Here is a 16730-nt window from a genome sequence, read left to right on the forward strand (position 1 = left end):
CCGACCTCTTTCATGCGTAGGATGTTTCCGAACCGGGAAAATCGGTTATACCTGGAAATAGAGGTGAGGATGATGGCGAAACCAGAACTGATCTATGATGCTAACGCGCTGCTTGCTGAAGGTCCCTGCTGGAATGAAGAAGAACAACTGCTCCTCTGGGTTGATATCGACGGAGAGGCGCTCCATTTCCTTGATCCGCTCGGGGCAGATGAGGCGCATCCTGTAGGAGAGAAAATCGGCTCCGCTGTGTTCGGCACCTCCGGTAGTGTCTACATGTGTACGGAGACCGGCTTTTACCATTACGACCGGGAAACCCGGGAGAAAACTCACATTTACGATCCCGAAAAAGGAATGCACGGCAACCGTTTTAATGATGGGAAAGCCGATCCCGCCGGACGTTACTGGTCTGGAACGATGGTGCTGGAAGGAGAAGACAATCAGGCAGGCCTGTACTGCATGGGAGTCGATCAAAGGGTGCATCAAGTGCTGGATAAGGTTACCGTCTCCAACGGGATGGCCTGGAATGAACCGGAGGAAATCATGTACTACATCGATACGCCGCGACGGACCATCCGCCGCTTTCAGATCGACCTGGAAAGCGGGCGTCTCGGAGAACTGACCTGCGCATTCGAGGTCCCAGAACATTTCGGCTTTCCGGACGGCATGACAATCGATGCAGACGGCCGGCTCTGGGTGGCGTTTTTCGAGGGCGGATGTGTCCGCTGCATCGACCCGGAAGAAGGCCGCGTCGTCGACAAAATCGAGCTGCCTGCCTCCCGCGTGACCTCCTGCTGTTTCGGCGGCAGAGACATGGATGAGCTCTATATCACAACGGCACGAGGTGGGCTGTCTGACGAAGAACTCGAAGAACAGCCTCATGCCGGCGGTATTTTCCGATTGAAGCTCGACGTGAGAGGCGCCCGCTCTTACCGGTTCCAGGACAGCTGAAAATAAGCTGCAAGCGCAAATACGAAGGAGAAGACGGAAGATTCCAGTCTTCTCCTTTTATATGTCGACGCCCGCACGTCGGATGCATCACCTGTCGGCCGTTGATGAGACTGCGCTGGCGTCAGTGGCACAGTGCGTTTTCTAAGCGCCTTCCTGCTGCTGCAGTTTTCTATCTTTCCGCGCAGGGAATAGGTTACACGTACCGGAAGGGGGACCACGATGTTTACATCCAAGCCACTTGCCTATCAGACATGGAAACAAATCTGCTTTTTCCACTACCCGGTTTCTCCGGAGCAGCTACAGTCACTCCTGCCCGAAGAACTGCATGCCGATACGTGGGATGGCACTTCCTGGATCACGATTTCTGCTTTTACCGCCGAAAACAACCAAGCCGATCTCCGCCTGAAAACATTCACACGTCCTCCCTATCAGGAAATGCAGGTGCGAACGTACGTCTCCCGGCACGGCGAACCCGGTGTCTACCTGCTGCATGCGGTCGTCAATGATTCGATGATTGCCTCCGGTGCATCGTCATTCGCCGGACTTCCTTTCCATCATGGAACGATCAATAAAGAGGCGCACACCTTCACGGCAGAGACGGATCAGCTTCAGTACGGCGGCTCTTTGACTCCAAATGGACCAGCCCGTCCTTCTGCGGAAGGATCCCGCTCTGCCTGGATGACCAAGCGCTGGTCTATGTGGAAGCAGGGACGTCATCACATCGAAAAGGCGCCTATCGGCCGGGAAGTTTGGGAAATCGCTCCGGCATCTGGAACCGTCACGTCCCACTCTCTCCCGGCTGCACTGGATGTCGACGAACAAAAGTTGATCTGTGAGTATGCACCGATCAAGGAGATGTCGTATTATCCGTTTCGGAAGTAAGCTGATAGAGCTTTGACAGAAAACCCGCGTCATGCCGCTGACACGCTGCCGGATGTTCACCTGCAGCGGGACCGCCTCCTCGCTTGCTAATAGATTCACAGCTTTTCATCATCCTGAAAGAAAGGGGGTTTGACGTTGCAGATTGCTATTCCGACGGTACTTGATATTCAGTACGGCGCGCTCGAGAAACTCGAAGAACGGTGCCTGGAACATGGGTTCCGCACCCTTCTGTTATGGTGCGATGCTTTCACCTACACAGAAGTGATCCCGCACCTGCAGTGGAAGCACCTTTATGTGCAGATTGAAAAAATAGAAGACGGGAAAGAGGTGTCCCAGCTGGCAGCTGACGCTTATGACCTCGCTTCCGTGGATGCCATGGCAGCCTGTGGAGGCGGCGGTGTCATCGATCAGGGCAAATACGCTGCATTCCTCCGCGGGCTTCCGTTTATCAGCATACCGACATCCGCTTCCAACGACGGCTTTGCAAGTACGACCTGCTCGTTATATCAGCAGGGGCGCCGGATTAGTGTTCCGGCAGCTGTCCCTTACGCTGTGATAGCCGATCTCGATGTGATTCAGCACACACCGGAGGAAATGCTTCTCTCCGGTGTCGGCGATGTGATGTCGAACATTCCTGCCCTGTACGACTGGCAGTTCGAAGCGGATGCCGGTGTCGGCCGTGTTCATGCATTTGCCGCCATGCTCAGCAGAAATGCCGTCAACAGCTTTATCCGTACGCCCATGCAGGACATCCGTCATCCTGCTTTTCTAAAAGAACTGGTGAGCGCGCTGACCATGAGCGGGGTATCCACTGTCATCAGCGGGTCAACAGCGCCGATCAGCGGTTCGGAACACCTCCTCTCCCACGCGCTCGATCAGGAAGCAGCGACTCCCGGACGTCATGGCATTCAGGTCGGAACAGCTGCCTACTTGATGTGCCTTGTTCATGAACACCGCTCCGAAAGACTCTACAAAGTCTTCAGCAGGACCGGCTTTTTCGACTGGGTCCGTGCCCATCCTCTGAACAGAGAAGACTGGATTCGCGCCGTAGAAGCAGCACCTGCAATCAAACCGAAAAGACATACGTACCTGCATGAGGAAGCTTGGCGGAAGAAAGCCATTCATCTGCTGGAAACCGATGCTGTATTAGCAGAACTCTTCACTCCTTAAAACAGACACTTCAACGTAAGCGTCAAAGAATACGTACCTAGACTGGGAGCTGTTCCTGCAGTGCCAAAAAGCCAGCCGGGCGTCGTGTTCCGGCACCGACAAAAAGGCCGTTTCCACTATGGGAAACGGCCTTTTTCCTTCTATTTTCAGGGGGGAAAAGAAGGTGTTACAAAGGTTTCTCTGTGTAACGGAAATACGCAAAGTCTGCTGGCATGCCACGGCCGGAGGTATCCTGACACTGCATACCGGTAAAGGCTCCTGTGAAGAAACCACCTCCTTCAACATAGTCATCGGAAAGCTTATACGAAGGAAAGATCAGGTCAATATCCGTCCATGTCTTCCCGTCAAAGGAATAGCTGTACCAGTAATCGTGTACGTCGACTGTCACCCGCAGCCAGACACTGCTGCCTTCGGGTACGTCGATTTTTTCCTGCAGCGGCTGATCAAAGGTGAAGTTGTCGCACGTGGAAAGATCCAATATGCGGCCTTTTTCTTCATCCCACGTCAGCTGAAGCGCCGTCCAGTTCTTCGTGTTGTAGTAGTTGACGAGACCCGCTGACTGCTGAAACGTTACCGGCTCTGCTTCAAGCTTCGTTTCTGCTGTGAAGCTCATGCTCTGCCAGCGCCGGGCGGTGAATGCCTGGGTGAACGAGGACGTCAGCGATTCTCTGCCGGAGAGCCGGAGCCAGCCCGGTCGAGCTTCGGTAGAGCAGATGTCTTCTCCAAGCGGAATGCGGAGCGTTTGAAAGTCAGAGGATACACCGTGTTCAAACGTGTAGTGAAAATCTCTGCTGTCTTCCACTGGCTGCTCCGGCAGATCCGGTCCTTCTACAACGAGCGAAGGGTTCGGACCATTCTCGACATAAGGCCACTCCTGCTCCCAGAAGACACGCTGGACAGCGGTCTCCCGGCCAAGCGGACAAAAGCCCCGGTTATCCAGCCGGCTCTCGTGCTTTCTTCTCGGAAGCGGTCTTCCCGTCAGATGAAACAGGAACCATTCTCCATCCGGTGTTTCGACCATCGACGCATGACCTGCTTTCTGAAGTTCATTGTCTGGTGCGTCCCAGCTCGTCAGCAGGGGATTGTCTGGTCTGACTTCATACGGCCCCCGGAGCTGCCTGGACCGGGCAATGGTAGCCAGATGGTTATACGTCGTCCCGCCTTCCGCTGTCAGCAGGTAATACCATCCGTCCTTTTTGTACAGGTGGGGAGCTTCCGTCAACTTATGCTCGGTGCCTTTGAAGATGATGTCAATATCGCCGGTCAGCTTTTCCTGCACCGGATCATATTCCTGAAGGGCAATGCCGTAGAACGGATGGTTCCCGACGCGCGGGTCCCACACCATGTTGGTCAAATACTTGCGTCCGTCTTCATCATGGAACAGCGATGGATCAAAGCCGGAACCATTCAGGTAAACCGGATCCGACCATTCCCCATCGATGGTCTCGCACGTCACCAGGTAGTTATGATTATCCTTCCACTGCCCGTCCGTGACTTTCACGTCCGAGTAGATCAGCCAGAACTTCCCGTCTGCCCAGGAAAGCTGCGGCGCCCAGACACCACCGGAATCCGGGTTGCCTTTCATATTCAGCTGAGACAGCCGATTCAGCGGCGCTGCTGCAAAGGTCCAGTGTTTCAAATCTTTCGAATGATAGATCCGGACACCCGGGAACCATTCGAATGTGGATACGGCAATATAATAATCATCTCCGGCGCGGCACACGCTCGGATCCGGGTTAAACCCCGTCAGTATTGGATTCGTAATCTGCATACAGCAGGCCTCCTTTTGAAATAAACAGCTGGGTTACCCTTTGACAGAACCGGCAGCAATCCCTTTGACAATTTTCTCCTGAGCGAAAAAATAAATCAGCAGGAGCGGCACGCTGGCCAGCGTCAAGGCGGCCATCATTCCTGGGACGTTGACGGAGAAGTCACCCTGGAAGTCCCGAAGTCCGAGCGGAAGGGTCGCATTGCCCGGCGAGTTCGTCAGGACGAGGGCAAAGATGAATTCATTCCACATAATAATGAAGTTGTAAATCGTGATCGTTGCAATCGCCGGTGTGAGCAGAGGGAAGAGAATCTTCCAGAAAAGCATGAAATGCCCACAACCATCGATCTGCGCTGACTCTTCCAGTTCTTTCGGCAGCTCCCGCAGAAACTGACGGAAAATGACAATCGAGACCGGCAGCGCAAAAGCGACGTACGGACCAATCAGGGCCCAAAGGGTATCATAGAGTCCCATTCCGACGGTCAGCTGGAAAATAGGTACCAGCGTGGTATGAATGGGAATCATCATCCCGACAAGGAACAGAACGAAGATTGGTGTATTCAGCTTGAAATTCAAGCGGGCCAGTGGATATGCCGCCATCGCAGACAAGAAGATAGTAATGATGACGGAGATCGTCACGACGAATACACTGTTTCCGAAGTACGTGATAAAATCTGTTTCGAGCAGGTACGCATAGTTCTCCAGCGTAATCGCATCGGGGAGGGACCATGGTGACTGCATGAACTCCAGTTGATCTTTAAACGAGGAGTTGACCATTGCTAGAAAAGGGACCCCGGTGAAAATCAACAGCAGAACCGCAAGTGCATACAGGAGTACTTGTTTTATTATTTTCGATACCATTTAGAACTCCCCCTTTCTGCGGCGGTCAAACCAGAGAATGAAGATCGTAGCAATCAGCGCGATGATAAACATGGAGAAGGAAATTCCACTACCATACCCCATATTAAAGTGGCTGAACGCATGGTCGTACATATAGGTGGCCATTAAATGGGTCGAGTTGTTCGGCCCACCTCCGGTCATGACGTAGATTAAGTCGAAGTACTTTAATGCGCCGATAACCGATAGAATAGAAGATGTGATGATGGTCGGCATCAGAAGCGGAAGCGTCACATTGGTGAAACGCTGCCATGGAGTCGCCCCATCGATGTCTGCTGCCTCATAAAGATCTTCCGGAATACCAACGATCGCTGCACGGAAGAGAATCATGTAAAACGGCGCAAACTGCCAGATGACGACCACAATGATGGCCCATATCGCTGTTGCTTCATTTCCGAGCCAGCCGCGGGTGAAGTTACCCAGACCGACAGCACGGAGAAATTCATTAACCAGCCCGTAAGTCGGGTCATAAATGTAAGTAAAGAGAATACCAATAGCAACCGTTGACATTAAAAATGGCATGAAGTAGATCGAGCGGAAAAAGCGGATCCCCTTGATCGGACTGAACAGCATCAGTGCCATAATCAAGCCAAGTGGAAGCTGGGTAAAAAGAGAGGAAAACACGAGCAGAAAGTTATTTCCGACGGACTGCCAGAAGGCCCCGTCCGCAAACATAGTTAGATAGTTCTGGAAGCCAATGAAATTCATATCGTCATCAATACCGGACCATTCAAAGACACTGTAATAGACCGTCATGAAGATGGCGAAAACGACGTACAAAAAGTAGAAAGCCATCGCTGGTGCCAAGAAACCGAAGATGACCCATCCTGTTTTTCTGTCTCGTCTTTTCTTCTCTCTGCTTTTCACTTCCGGTTTTTCCTGATACGTTGTATCTGCTGTAGAGTCATTACCATACTGGGACACGCTGTTTCACCTCTTTTTCATCTGAAACGGAGAAGGGGGCACCCGGCCCCCATTCCGGTTTACTCGTTATTGTTCATTTCTTCTTCCAGCTCTTCCACGTCTTCGTCGCTGACGTCGTCGAGTTCATCTTCAATATCGGCGCCTTCACCGTCGAGGTACTCTTCCGCTGCTTCTTCCATTTCCTGTGCAGCTTCTTCCGGTGTCATGGAAAGTCCGAAGAGAGCCTGCGTCGTATTCAGGTGAACTTCAGCCATCTGGGATGGAAGCGTCTGATCGTAGAACGTCTGCACTTCTTCTGCACCTTCCAGTAGTTCTGCCAGCTCTGCTGTAAATTCATCTTCATATTCGACACCGTGAATCGCCGAGATTTCAGCATCTGCGTTTGCAAACGCTTCTGCCGTTTCCAGGCTGGTCAGCTCCTGTACGAGTTCTGCAGCGAGTTCGCCGTGTTCACTCTCTTCCGTTACAGAGAATACCGGGCTGACACCGCCGACGATGTTGTTATTCGATCCTTCTCCTCCTTCGATTTCAGGGAAGATAAAGTAGCCGAGGTCATCTTCGAATTCTGGTGCATCATCACGGGTCGCACCAACCATCCAGTTCCCCATGATTTCCATCGCGGCACGGTCACCATACATCAACTGACGGGATTGACCTGTGTCGTAGTCCATGCCGTTGAATCCATCCGGGAATGCATTCATTTCGACAAGCTCCTGAATCATCTCACCGGCTTCGACGTACGCTTCATCATCAAAACCTCGTCCATCGCGGGTAAAGGCTTCATCAAATAGATCGACACCGCCAAGACGCTCTGCGAAGTACATGAGGTAGAACGCTCCCGGCCACTGCGGCTGGTTTGCCAGTGTCAGCGGAATGATGTCATCGCCTTGCAGGGTGTCTACGATATCAGTGAACTCATCGTATGTTTCCGGCTCTTCGAATCCGTATTCATCGAAAATTCGCTCGTTGTACCAGACAAGCACCGTGTCCATTCCGAGAGGTGCTCCGTAAATTTCATCATCGTACGTAGCAACCGAGAGTGCTGCATCCAGGTAATGGTCTGGATCGATCTCATCAGTCAAGTTGCGGACCAGGCCGGCATCAACGAAATTCTGGAGCCAGCCGCCTCCCCAGCTGTGGAACACATCTGGTGGATTTCCGCCGCCCATCGCTACGTTGAAGTTCGTTTTATAAGGATCGTTTTCATGCTGGACGACTTCCACGGTCACGTTCGGGTTGTTTTCTTCGAAGCGGTCAACGGCACTTTCCATTTCCTCTTCTCCGTACCCGGTTTCAATGTGCCAGAATGTCAGCTCGATTTCTTCATCATCACCAGATGCATCGGCATTTTCTTCTCCGCCGTCGTTTCCTGCGTTTACGTTGTTGCCGTTCGTATCGTTTCCGTTCTCATCGCCGCCGTTGCCCCCGCATCCGGCCAGCGTCAGTGCTCCTGCTAAAGACATACTAGTCAACCACAGTGCTTTTTTCATTCATGATTCCCCCTTAGTATTTTTGTCACCGCTTACAAAACATGAAGAAAGGACAACGACACGGCTCACCTCCCAGGTGTTTGTAAGATAACTTAGTTTGTTCATTGGATGAACAATCTATGCAAAGCATATATTATCTCCTTTTCTTCGTCAATAGTCTGACAAGAATTTTTGTAATCGCTTTCTGTTTGTCAGACAAACTTTTTTTCTGTCCACCCCGTTTCTCTACATACTATAGATGCCGGTACGCTTTTTCCGGATTTCATCTGCGAAAATCCGTCAAACTGTGATATTATGTTCAGTGACTAAAAAAACGAAGAATTGGTGATAGAGATGAAAACAGGGGATCAAAATCTCGTCAAAAAACTGAATAAATCCATCGTACTTGAAATGGTGCAGAAGGAATCCCCGATCTCGCGTACCCAGATTTCACAGTCTACCGGTCTGACGAAGGCCACCGTCTCTTCCCTCGTTGGTGAATTGATTGAGGAACATTTCATCTATGAAATGGCCAACGGCGAATCGAAAGGCGGACGCCGCCCGGTGATGCTCTATTTTCAGAAGGAAGCGGGCTTCTCCATCGGTATTGACCTCGGCGTGGATCGGATTATTGGGATGCTCACGGATTTAAAGGGCCATGTGCAGCATGAAACGGAGTACCCTCTGCAGGATACAACGGAAGCGGTTGTCTTCGCTACGATCCAGCAGTGCATCGATGACTTAATCAAAGAAGCACCATACAGCCCTTACGGTATCATCGGCGCCGGGATCGGTGTTCCGGGGACCGTGAACAACAATGGCATGATCGAGTTCGCCCCCAACCTCGGCTGGGCGCAGCAGCCGCTGAAGCATCAGCTGGAAGAATGCTATGATTTTCCTATCATACTGGAGAACGAAGCCAATGCCGGCGCTCACGGGGAGAAAGTATACGGATCCGGCACCGAGACATCGAATCTCGTCTATGTCAGTGTCGGCATCGGGATTGGTACCGGACTGATTATTGATGGGGATCTCTACCGGGGCGAGAAAGGGTTCTCCGGCGAGATGGGGCACATGTCGATTGAAATGAATGGGATTAAATGCAACTGCGGCAATATTGGCTGCTGGGAATTGTACGCCTCTGAAAGTACCCTGCTGGAACGGGCAGCGCTGCTTCATTCTTTCCAGTCCTATGAGAACATCTCTTTTCAGGATGTCCTCCAGGAAGCCGAACAGGGCAATGGCGAAGTGCTCACACTGCTTCAGACAATCGGTACATATCTCGGCGTCGGCGTGGTGAACATCGTCAACACGTTCAATCCCCGCCTCGTGGTTCTCGGCAATCGTTTTGCGGCCCTGGAACCATGGCTGGAAGGACCGATCCGGCAGGTGTTCCAACAACGGCTCCTTCCATATCAGTGTGATGCTTTCGACATGATCTTCTCTCCACTGGCAGGCAGAGCGTGTGCGATGGGAGCTTCCTCGTTTGCCCTTTCCCACTTCTTTTCGCGGTATAAAATCACCCTCGACTAAAAAAATTTGAAAACGTACGTTGACAGCGTTTTCAAAAACAGTTAGTATGTTCAGTGAATAAACTAAGTTTTGAGGAGGATGAATGGGATGGCATATTTTTCAGATATTCCGGAAATTCGTTACGAGGGTGGTGCTTCCGACAACGAGTTTGCATTTAAATACTATAACCCGGATCAGACGATCGGCGGCAAGACAATGAGAGAGTGGCTCCGATTTTCGGTTGCTTACTGGCACACATTTACGATGGATGGAAGTGACCCGTTCGGTGCTCCAACCATGCAGCGTCCTTGGGACCAGTACAGCGGCATGGATCTTGCCCGTGCACGTGTAGATGCCGCTTTTGAATTCTTCCAGAAAATCGGTTCAGACTACTACTGCTTCCACGATGTGGATATTGCTCCTGAAGGAAATACCCTGAAGGAATCCAATAAAAATCTGGATGAGATTGTCGGGCTGCTGAAAAACCGCATGGACGATACCGGAATGAAGGTCCTCTGGAATACAGCCAACATGTTCATTCACCCGAGATTCATGCATGGTGCGGCGACATCAAATAATCCCGATGTGTATGCGTACGCAGCAGCAAAAGTGAAAAAGCAGCTGGAGATCGCAAAAGAACTCGGCTCTGAAAACTATGTTTTTTGGGGTGGCCGCGAAGGCTATGAATCGCTTCTCATCACGGATATGGGGCGCGAGCTGGATAACCTGGCTTCGTTCTATCACATGGCCCTCGACTACGCGAAGGAGATCGGCTTTGATGGTCAGTTCCTGATCGAGCCAAAACCGAAAGAGCCGACAAAGCATCAGTACGATTATGATACAGCCAGCGCTTATGCGTTCCTGCAGAAGTACGGCCTTGCTGATGACTTTAAAATCAACATCGAAGCCAACCACGCTACGCTCGCTGGTCATTCTTTCGAACACGAACTGCACTATGCCCGCGTCAACGGCATCCTCGGTTCGGTCGATGCCAACCAGGGCGACCTGCTGCTTGGATGGGACACAGATGAATTCCCTACCGATCTTTACAGCGCTGTTCTCGCGATGTACGAGATTCTGAAAAATGATGGACTCGGCCGCGGCGGTCTGAACTTCGATGCAAAAGTACGCCGGACATCCTTCGAGCCATCTGATCTGTTCCACGGCCACATTGTCGGCATGGACACGTTCGCGCTCGGCCTGACGATTGCTCATCAAATGCTGGAAGACCGCGCACTCGAAGATATTATCGAAAAACGCTACGCCGGCTTTGAAGAAGGCATCGGTCAGAAGATTGCCTCGAAGCAGACGAGCTTCCACGAACTCGAGAAGCACGCGATGGAAGCTACGATCAATCTTTCTTCCGGACGCAACGAAAAAATCCGCGGACGCATCAACCAGTACATCCGTGGTTCCGTCGGCGTGCCTACGACGGCTGAATAAGCACCTGTCTTCCGCATACCGCCGACCGTGATGCATGTCTTTAACAGGCACTTGTCCTGTCAGAAGGTACCTTCTTCTGGCAGGATTTTTTCAAACTGCCGCACGTATGCCGTCCGCTCAACATCGTTGATGCAGCTGACGGGCCTTACATAAACGTTTCATTAAAAGGAGGATTATGATGCAGTACGTACTTGGTGTCGATTTAGGAACAAGCGGCGTAAAAACGCTGTTGTTCCGTACAGATGGTACATGGACCGCCGAAGCATCTGCGCCGCTCAGCGTCAGCAGACCGGCTGACGGCTGGTCAGAACAGGATCCGGAAGCCTGGGTTGAAGCTGTTCAGGATACGTTCACCCAGCTTAAAGAGAAGGCCCCGGATGCCTGGAGCAGCACAGCCGGGATCAGTTTTTCGGGACAAATGCACGGGCTGGTCCTGCTGGACGAAGAAGATCAGCCGCTGCGCCCGGCGATCCTGTGGAATGATACGCGGACCACACCGCAGTGCCGCCGGATTGAATCCGTTATTGGCAAAGGAGAGCTGCTGGACGCTGTCCAGAATAAAGCTCTCGAAGGCTTTACACTCCCGAAGCTGCTCTGGGTCCAGGAAGAAGAGCCGGAACTATTCGCCAGAGCAGCCTCCTTTGTGCTTCCAAAAGATTATGTCCGTGGAAGATTAACGGGCACGATGCAGATGGAATGGTCCGATGCGGCCGGAACGCTGCTCTTTGACCACCATCAGAAAGCATGGCGGGAAGATATCCTGAAGGCACTGGATGTTCCAGTCTCCCTTCTCCCTCCGCTTCTCCCTCCAACTGCTGCAGCAGGAACGATGCTGCCGGAACTGGCGGAAACCTGGGGACTCTCTGAGGATGTCCAGCTGTTTGCCGGAGGGGCTGACAATGCCTGCGGCGCGGTCGGATCCGGTGTTCTTCAGCCTGGGACGACCATGTGCAGTATCGGCACATCCGGTGTGATGCTCTCCTACGCCGATGCCGTGCCGGAAAAGGTCGATGGCTCGCTGCACGTGTTCCATCATGCTGATCCGGATGCCTTCTATACTATGGGTGTCACGCTTGCGGCTGGAAGCAGCCTGAGCTGGTTCCGAGACCAGTTTTGGCCGGAAACGTCGTTTGAAGACATGATGGATGCGGCTGCCTCCCGCCCTGCAGGTGCAGGCGGACTGCTGTTCACTCCCTACATCAGCGGCGAACGGACCCCTTATGCAGAAGCGTCGCTCCGGGGATCTTTCATTGGTGCAGATGCTTCCCATGAGCGCGCCGATTTTGCGCGTGCGGTCGTGGAAGGAATCACCTTTTCGCTGCGGGACTGTCTGGAGCTGATTCATCAAGCCGGCAGTGACGTGAAAGAGATCGTCTCCATCGGCGGCGGAGCCAAAAGCAGCTTCTGGCTGCAGCTGCAGGCGGACATTTTCCAGGTGCCGATTGTTCAGCTGGAGCAGGAGCAGGGACCAGGACTCGGCGCAGCGGTGATTGCTGCCTCCGGCGTGTTGAATGAGCCGCTGCAGCAAACAGCCGATGCCTTCGTCAAAAGAAAGCATACCGTACATCCGTCTCCAGAGCAGAGTCGGCAGTACGACGACCTGTATAAGCTTTATAAGCAAGTGTACGAAGCGACGGCCCCATTGACGACATCACTGCAGAAATTCCGCAGCAACGCCTGAATCGGCGCTGATGGACCCGCTGTAAAATAGACATACGTCAGGCCCTCACCAAAACTTGGTGAGGGCCTTCTGTATGAAAGGGGGTTGATCCTTCCAATGACAATCGCTTGCCGCGGACTTGTCTTTTCAGAATCAACCCAGATAGAGACCGTACGATCTTGATTTCTCCAGAACAAAAGCGCAGAGCGCCTTTTGGTCGGAACGGCGTGCGGAAGCGCTGCAAGCTTTTTGAGGGAAGAAAACGTTCTTTGTTTCTTCCCGAGCAGCGCATGGAGCCGCCGTCACACTGTATGAAAACTTATACATTCCTATACTTAAACAAAACGCTTCCGACGATCCAGATGAGATCGTCGGAAGCGTCTTTTGCGTGCTGGAAAAAGAGGTAGTCCCAACCTCTTTTTTCTCTGCTGTTCCTGTGCCTCGTCGATCGGCACTTCGCTGCATCCTGGCCTGCCGTAGAGGACATCTCCAGCTTCCTCGGGCGGATGCACTGCAGAAGCTTTCGATGTCCTCGTTTGCCGACAGATCTCTGTTTCAGAGGTCGTTCGGAAAATACAGCCGCATGCTTTCTCTTCGTCAGGCGGGAGCCGAGGGTCTTTCACCTCCATACTCCAGCACTTTCTTTAGTCGTCCTGATGAATCCGATCCATGAGCATCGCAAATTCAAGACGTGTCACGTCAGCATCCGGATCGAAGGTCGTTTCCGTGCGGCCGGAGACAACGCCTGCCTGAGCAAGTCCAGCTACTGCAGACTCAAACTGGTGGCCTTCCATGTCGCTGAACGTATGAGTATCGGATCCGCTGATACCGTAAGCCCGGGAAAGGACCGCAGCTGCTTCTCCACGGGTGATTGGATCAACTGGATGGAAGTACCCGCGGTGATCCCCACTGAAGATACCTGCGTCTTCGACGGCTCCAAGGGCCCCGGCATCTGGGTGATCGGCTGCTACATCCTGAAACCCGTGGGAATCGGATGTTCCGAGCCCGAGGTCACGCTGCAGAAGCAGTGCGGTATGGAGACGCTGCACTGGTTCATCCGGCCGGAAAGAGCCGTCTGGATAGCCTTCAATCACGCTGGCACCGGCCATGCGTTCAACCACATGGTAGTAAGGATGACTGCTGTCGATGTCCGTAAAGGAAACAGACGGTACTTCTTCCTCAGGTGCTTCCTCATCAGGCGCGTCTTCTTCCTCTTCTTCTTCCAGCGCCATCAGTTCATCTAATGTCAGAATGTCTTCCCGCATCATTTGTGCATACGCTGGTTTGACATTCAAGTCGGTATCGAATACGAACGGTCCATCTTTACCAACACCGTCGTTAGCTTCTTCTGCGCGGTCATTGAGCCACGTATGATCATCGCCGATGCCCCAGAATGTCAGGCTGTCGATGATGTGGTCCAGATTCTCATAGAGCGAGAATAATTCATAATAACGTTCTGCCTGAGAAGCAAATTCCTCGTCGCTGATGTCATCGTACGTTTCGTTATCCGTGATCGGTGGATATTCATACAAGCTGACATCCAGCTCGGTAATATGTGTGACGAGGCCGAGGTCATCAAACATTTCAAAGGATTCTCTCATTTCCTGCAGTGTCGGCCACTCCAGTTGAATGTGCGCTTGATGGCCGATGCCATCTACCGGCACCCCTTCTTCGAGCAGGTGCTCGATGTAGCCGTGAAGGTGATCCCGCTTCGGTTCAATTTCGGTATTATAATCATTAATGAACAGCAGCGCATCCTCACCGCCTGCTTCCCTAGCGGCACGGAACGCAGTTTTAATGTATTCGTCTCCGGTAATCTGATACCACGGCGTGTCATCCCGCAGTCCGAATCCGTCCTCATCCGTCGGTTCTTCAGCATCACTGATGACCTCGTTGACGACGTCCCACGCATCGACATCATCTTTGTACCGTTCTACAACGGTATGAATATGTGTTTCCAGCCGCTCAAGCAGCAGTTCTTTATTCTCTTCCCGTTTGGCTTCGTCTTCTTCCTCCGCCATGTAGTTTCCATCTTCGTCTTCAAAGAACCAGTCTGGTACCTGGTTGTGCCAGAGAAGCGTATGGAATCGCAGATCCATGTCATGTTCGTTGGCGAAATCGACAAGTCTGTCCGCATCATCCCAGTAGAACTCGCCTTCTTCCGGCTGAAGATTTTCCGGCTTCATGACATTCTCTGCTGTCAGGCTGTTATAATGATGCGCCAATACCTCTCCGTGCGTTCCTTCGGTTTGATGCGGCTCGATGGCTGCACCGATATTGAACGAATCCTCAAAACGATCCTTCATCGGCGCTGCATCCAGCGCGCCCCCTTCCAGTTCCTGCGGTTCTTCATCGGCAGCTGCAAACCCTGCCGGAACAAATACAGCCAGTACTGCTGCGGACAACCATGCTTTTTTCATATCCGTCACTCCTTCGTTTCTTGTAGTAATCGTGACTGACTTCGCTGCAGGCTGCGGACCATCAACATAGACGGAATCCTGTTCCCCCTTTCCGCTCCAGCGTGTTCCGTCCCCCTGGACACACCAGATATGTAAGCGTTATCAACAATTATTATGCTAGCACACCCACTTAGTTTGTTCAATGAATTAACTAAAAATACTGCCAATTTCCTGTTTTTCATCTATAAAAATATGAGACTTTTTGTGATTGTTTGAAACGAGGTCCCGCCTTCATTTTCTGTCCATCCATCCAACCCTCTGCCTGCTCTCCCCAGCAGACGTGCCGCGTTTTCCGGCGGCCTGCGGCTTCACGTGTGGTCCCGCAGGTACGCCGCTCTATCAAGACATCGAGCTTTTTTTACGCAGGGCCCCCTGCTGTTTCCCAAAGGGAGCTGATGCCCGCTTTTCCTGGGCACTTGGATGTTCTTTTCCCCTTCCATCCAATAAGGAGCTCGGAAAAAATATGCGATGCGCTGCTCGGGAAGAAAACGTGCTTTGTTTCTTCCCGAGCAGCGCATGGAGCAGCCGTCACACTGTTTGAAAACTTATACATTCCTATCATGGAACAAACGAAACGCTTCCGACAATCGGTTTAGGATCGTCGGAAGCGCGCTTTTTTATCGTTGCTTTACTCTCGTATCTGGAGCCTTTTTTCTACGGCTGCTTTGATTAATACGGCAGTGCCGGGAGTTTTTCGCCTTCTTCTTCTACATGAATGAGTCGATCATATACCCACTGAATCTGATCCTCTTTCAGCTCGACCGTTTTATTTCCGTCGGTTCCAGTGATAATCACTTTCCCGTGAATCACTTCGTTCAATTCACCTTCCTGCTGAACAACGATCGTTTTCGATTCGTGGAGGACGGCGGCTCGTGGATTTTTCCAAAGTACGATGTTCTGTGGGAGGTAAACCGCTTCGGCTTCTTTTCCGACAAGGCCTGTAATGGCATCGAAATTCAAGTTATCCAGCTGCCGCTTCTCAAACTGCTGATCCTTATCTTCGAGGTATAGAATAGTCATAATCTGCATCATCCTTTTTCATTTAAGATCGTCCTATTCCATCTGTAACCATTTGAGAAGGAATGTAAACATCGATTTGCAGGTATATCGTAAAATCGAATGATTCCACCGCTGCAGTACACTGGAAGACAGCAGTTTGAGGGGGAGCGAGAAAAGACACGTACGAAGACAGGTGCTTCGTTCTTCCCGTGCAGCGCATGAAGCCGCCGTCTTCTTGTTTGAGAACGTACCCATTCCTATACTTTAAAAAAAGCTCGGCTGCGCCTCGCCCTTTGGGTGAAGGCGTAGCCTATTTTTTGAGCCTTGAATGATCATGAGTGATACCATGAATGCTTTCATAATAAACCGGAACCATTTCCCCTCCACATTGTTCACAGCCAAACCGTGGCGGATCCGCCGGATCCCCGGGGTCCATGATATCAAACTGAGTTACTACCTCCTTCGGGATGTCCTCGGTGATGAAACACGCCTTACAAAGAAATTCGACGCTCCCAGGCTGCTGTTTGTTTTTCGAGCTTTTCCCAGCTGAACCGGTAGCTTTCAATCGCTTTTTCTTCTGCTTCTTTTTTCTTTTGTCG

12 protein-coding genes are annotated in these 16730 nt (G+C 51.9%); 6 read left to right on the forward strand and 6 right to left on the reverse strand.

The window, feature by feature from the left end; all coding sequences use genetic code 11:
* Positions 1–72: 72 nt before the first annotated feature.
* The 3 genes from G477_RS0110185 to G477_RS0110195 all read left to right on the forward strand — a co-directional run bounded on the left by G477_RS0110185 (position 73) and on the right by G477_RS0110195 (position 3000).
* Entirely contained in the window at positions 73–948 is an 876-nt protein-coding gene (locus G477_RS0110185) for an SMP-30/gluconolactonase/LRE family protein (protein ID WP_026697869.1), read from the forward strand.
* Positions 949–1167: 219 nt separating this feature from the next.
* On the forward strand, positions 1168–1830 hold the full coding sequence (locus G477_RS20545) for a DUF2071 domain-containing protein (protein ID WP_026697870.1): 663 nt from the start codon (positions 1168–1170) through the stop codon (positions 1828–1830).
* 135 nt (positions 1831–1965) lie between these two features.
* Positions 1966–3000, forward strand: a complete 1035-nt coding sequence (locus tag G477_RS0110195; protein WP_026697871.1) for an iron-containing alcohol dehydrogenase family protein — start codon at positions 1966–1968, stop codon at positions 2998–3000.
* 166 nt (positions 3001–3166) lie between these two features.
* On the opposite strand, the gene G477_RS0110200 is transcribed toward G477_RS0110195, so the two are convergent.
* The 4 genes from G477_RS0110200 to G477_RS19340 are packed head-to-tail and all read right to left on the reverse strand — an operon-like array spanning position 3167 to position 8079.
* Complete coding sequence (locus G477_RS0110200; RefSeq protein WP_026697872.1) at positions 3167–4771, reverse strand: glycoside hydrolase family 43 protein; 1605 nt, start codon at positions 4769–4771, stop codon at positions 3167–3169.
* A 33-nt stretch (positions 4772–4804) separates the two neighbouring features.
* Positions 4805–5629: a carbohydrate ABC transporter permease gene (locus G477_RS0110205; RefSeq protein WP_026697873.1), complete on the reverse strand. Its 825-nt coding sequence runs from the start codon at positions 5627–5629 to the stop codon at positions 4805–4807.
* Positions 5630–6589 (reverse strand): carbohydrate ABC transporter permease, encoded by a 960-nt coding sequence (locus G477_RS19335; RefSeq protein WP_245575475.1) that lies wholly within the window; start codon positions 6587–6589, stop codon positions 5630–5632.
* Between the two features lie 59 nt (positions 6590–6648).
* Positions 6649–8079, reverse strand: a complete 1431-nt coding sequence (locus G477_RS19340) for an ABC transporter substrate-binding protein (protein ID WP_051287918.1) — start codon at positions 8077–8079, stop codon at positions 6649–6651.
* A gap of 333 nt (positions 8080–8412) precedes the next feature.
* Here G477_RS19340 and G477_RS0110220 point away from each other — a divergent pair, with 333 nt between their 5' ends.
* The 3 genes from G477_RS0110220 to xylB all read left to right on the forward strand — a co-directional run bounded on the left by G477_RS0110220 (position 8413) and on the right by xylB (position 12694).
* Positions 8413–9591: an ROK family transcriptional regulator gene (locus G477_RS0110220; protein WP_026697874.1), complete on the forward strand. Its 1179-nt coding sequence runs from the start codon at positions 8413–8415 to the stop codon at positions 9589–9591.
* 87 nt (positions 9592–9678) lie between these two features.
* Positions 9679–11013 carry a xylose isomerase gene (gene xylA, locus G477_RS0110225; RefSeq protein WP_026697875.1) on the forward strand — a complete coding sequence of 445 codons (1335 nt, stop codon included), beginning with the start codon at positions 9679–9681 and terminating at the stop codon, positions 11011–11013.
* Between the two features lie 178 nt (positions 11014–11191).
* The gene (gene xylB / locus G477_RS0110230; RefSeq protein ID WP_156897332.1) at positions 11192–12694 is read left to right on the forward strand and encodes a xylulokinase; all 1503 of its coding nucleotides are present in this window, start codon (positions 11192–11194) and stop codon (positions 12692–12694) included.
* 623 nt (positions 12695–13317) lie between these two features.
* On the opposite strand, the gene G477_RS19345 is transcribed toward xylB, so the two are convergent.
* Complete coding sequence (locus G477_RS19345) at positions 13318–15093, reverse strand: endo-1,4-beta-xylanase (RefSeq protein ID WP_084406213.1); 1776 nt, start codon at positions 15091–15093, stop codon at positions 13318–13320.
* Positions 15094–15801: 708 nt separating this feature from the next.
* Complete coding sequence (locus G477_RS0110245; RefSeq protein WP_026697877.1) at positions 15802–16152, reverse strand: DUF3846 domain-containing protein; 351 nt, start codon at positions 16150–16152, stop codon at positions 15802–15804.
* Between the last annotated feature and the right edge of the window lie 578 nt (positions 16153–16730).

Source organism: Alkalicoccus chagannorensis DSM 18086 (assembly GCF_000429725.1).
GTDB classification, from domain to species: Bacteria; Bacillota; Bacilli; order Bacillales; family Salisediminibacteriaceae; genus Alkalicoccus; species Alkalicoccus chagannorensis.

Bases quoted from the DNA above. Each gene is read 5' to 3' on its own strand.
- G477_RS0110185 (WP_026697869.1), top strand. From the start codon at position 73: ATGGCGAAACCAGAACTGATCTATGATGCTAACGCGCTGCTTGCTGAA.
- G477_RS20545 (WP_026697870.1), top strand. From the start codon at position 1,168: ATGTTTACATCCAAGCCACTTGCCTATCAGACATGGAAACAAATCTGC.
- G477_RS0110200 (WP_026697872.1), bottom strand. From the start codon at position 4,771: ATGCAGATTACGAATCCAATACTGACGGGGTTTAACCCGGATCCGAGC.
- G477_RS0110205 (WP_026697873.1), bottom strand. From the start codon at position 5,629: ATGGTATCGAAAATAATAAAACAAGTACTCCTGTATGCACTTGCGGTT.
- G477_RS19340 (WP_051287918.1), bottom strand. From the start codon at position 8,079: ATGAAAAAAGCACTGTGGTTGACTAGTATGTCTTTAGCAGGAGCACTG.
- G477_RS0110220 (WP_026697874.1), top strand. From the start codon at position 8,413: ATGAAAACAGGGGATCAAAATCTCGTCAAAAAACTGAATAAATCCATC.
- xylA (WP_026697875.1), top strand. From the start codon at position 9,679: ATGGCATATTTTTCAGATATTCCGGAAATTCGTTACGAGGGTGGTGCT.
- xylB (WP_156897332.1), top strand. From the start codon at position 11,192: ATGCAGTACGTACTTGGTGTCGATTTAGGAACAAGCGGCGTAAAAACG.
- G477_RS19345 (WP_084406213.1), bottom strand. From the start codon at position 15,093: ATGAAAAAAGCATGGTTGTCCGCAGCAGTACTGGCTGTATTTGTTCCG.
- G477_RS0110245 (WP_026697877.1), bottom strand. From the start codon at position 16,152: ATGACTATTCTATACCTCGAAGATAAGGATCAGCAGTTTGAGAAGCGG.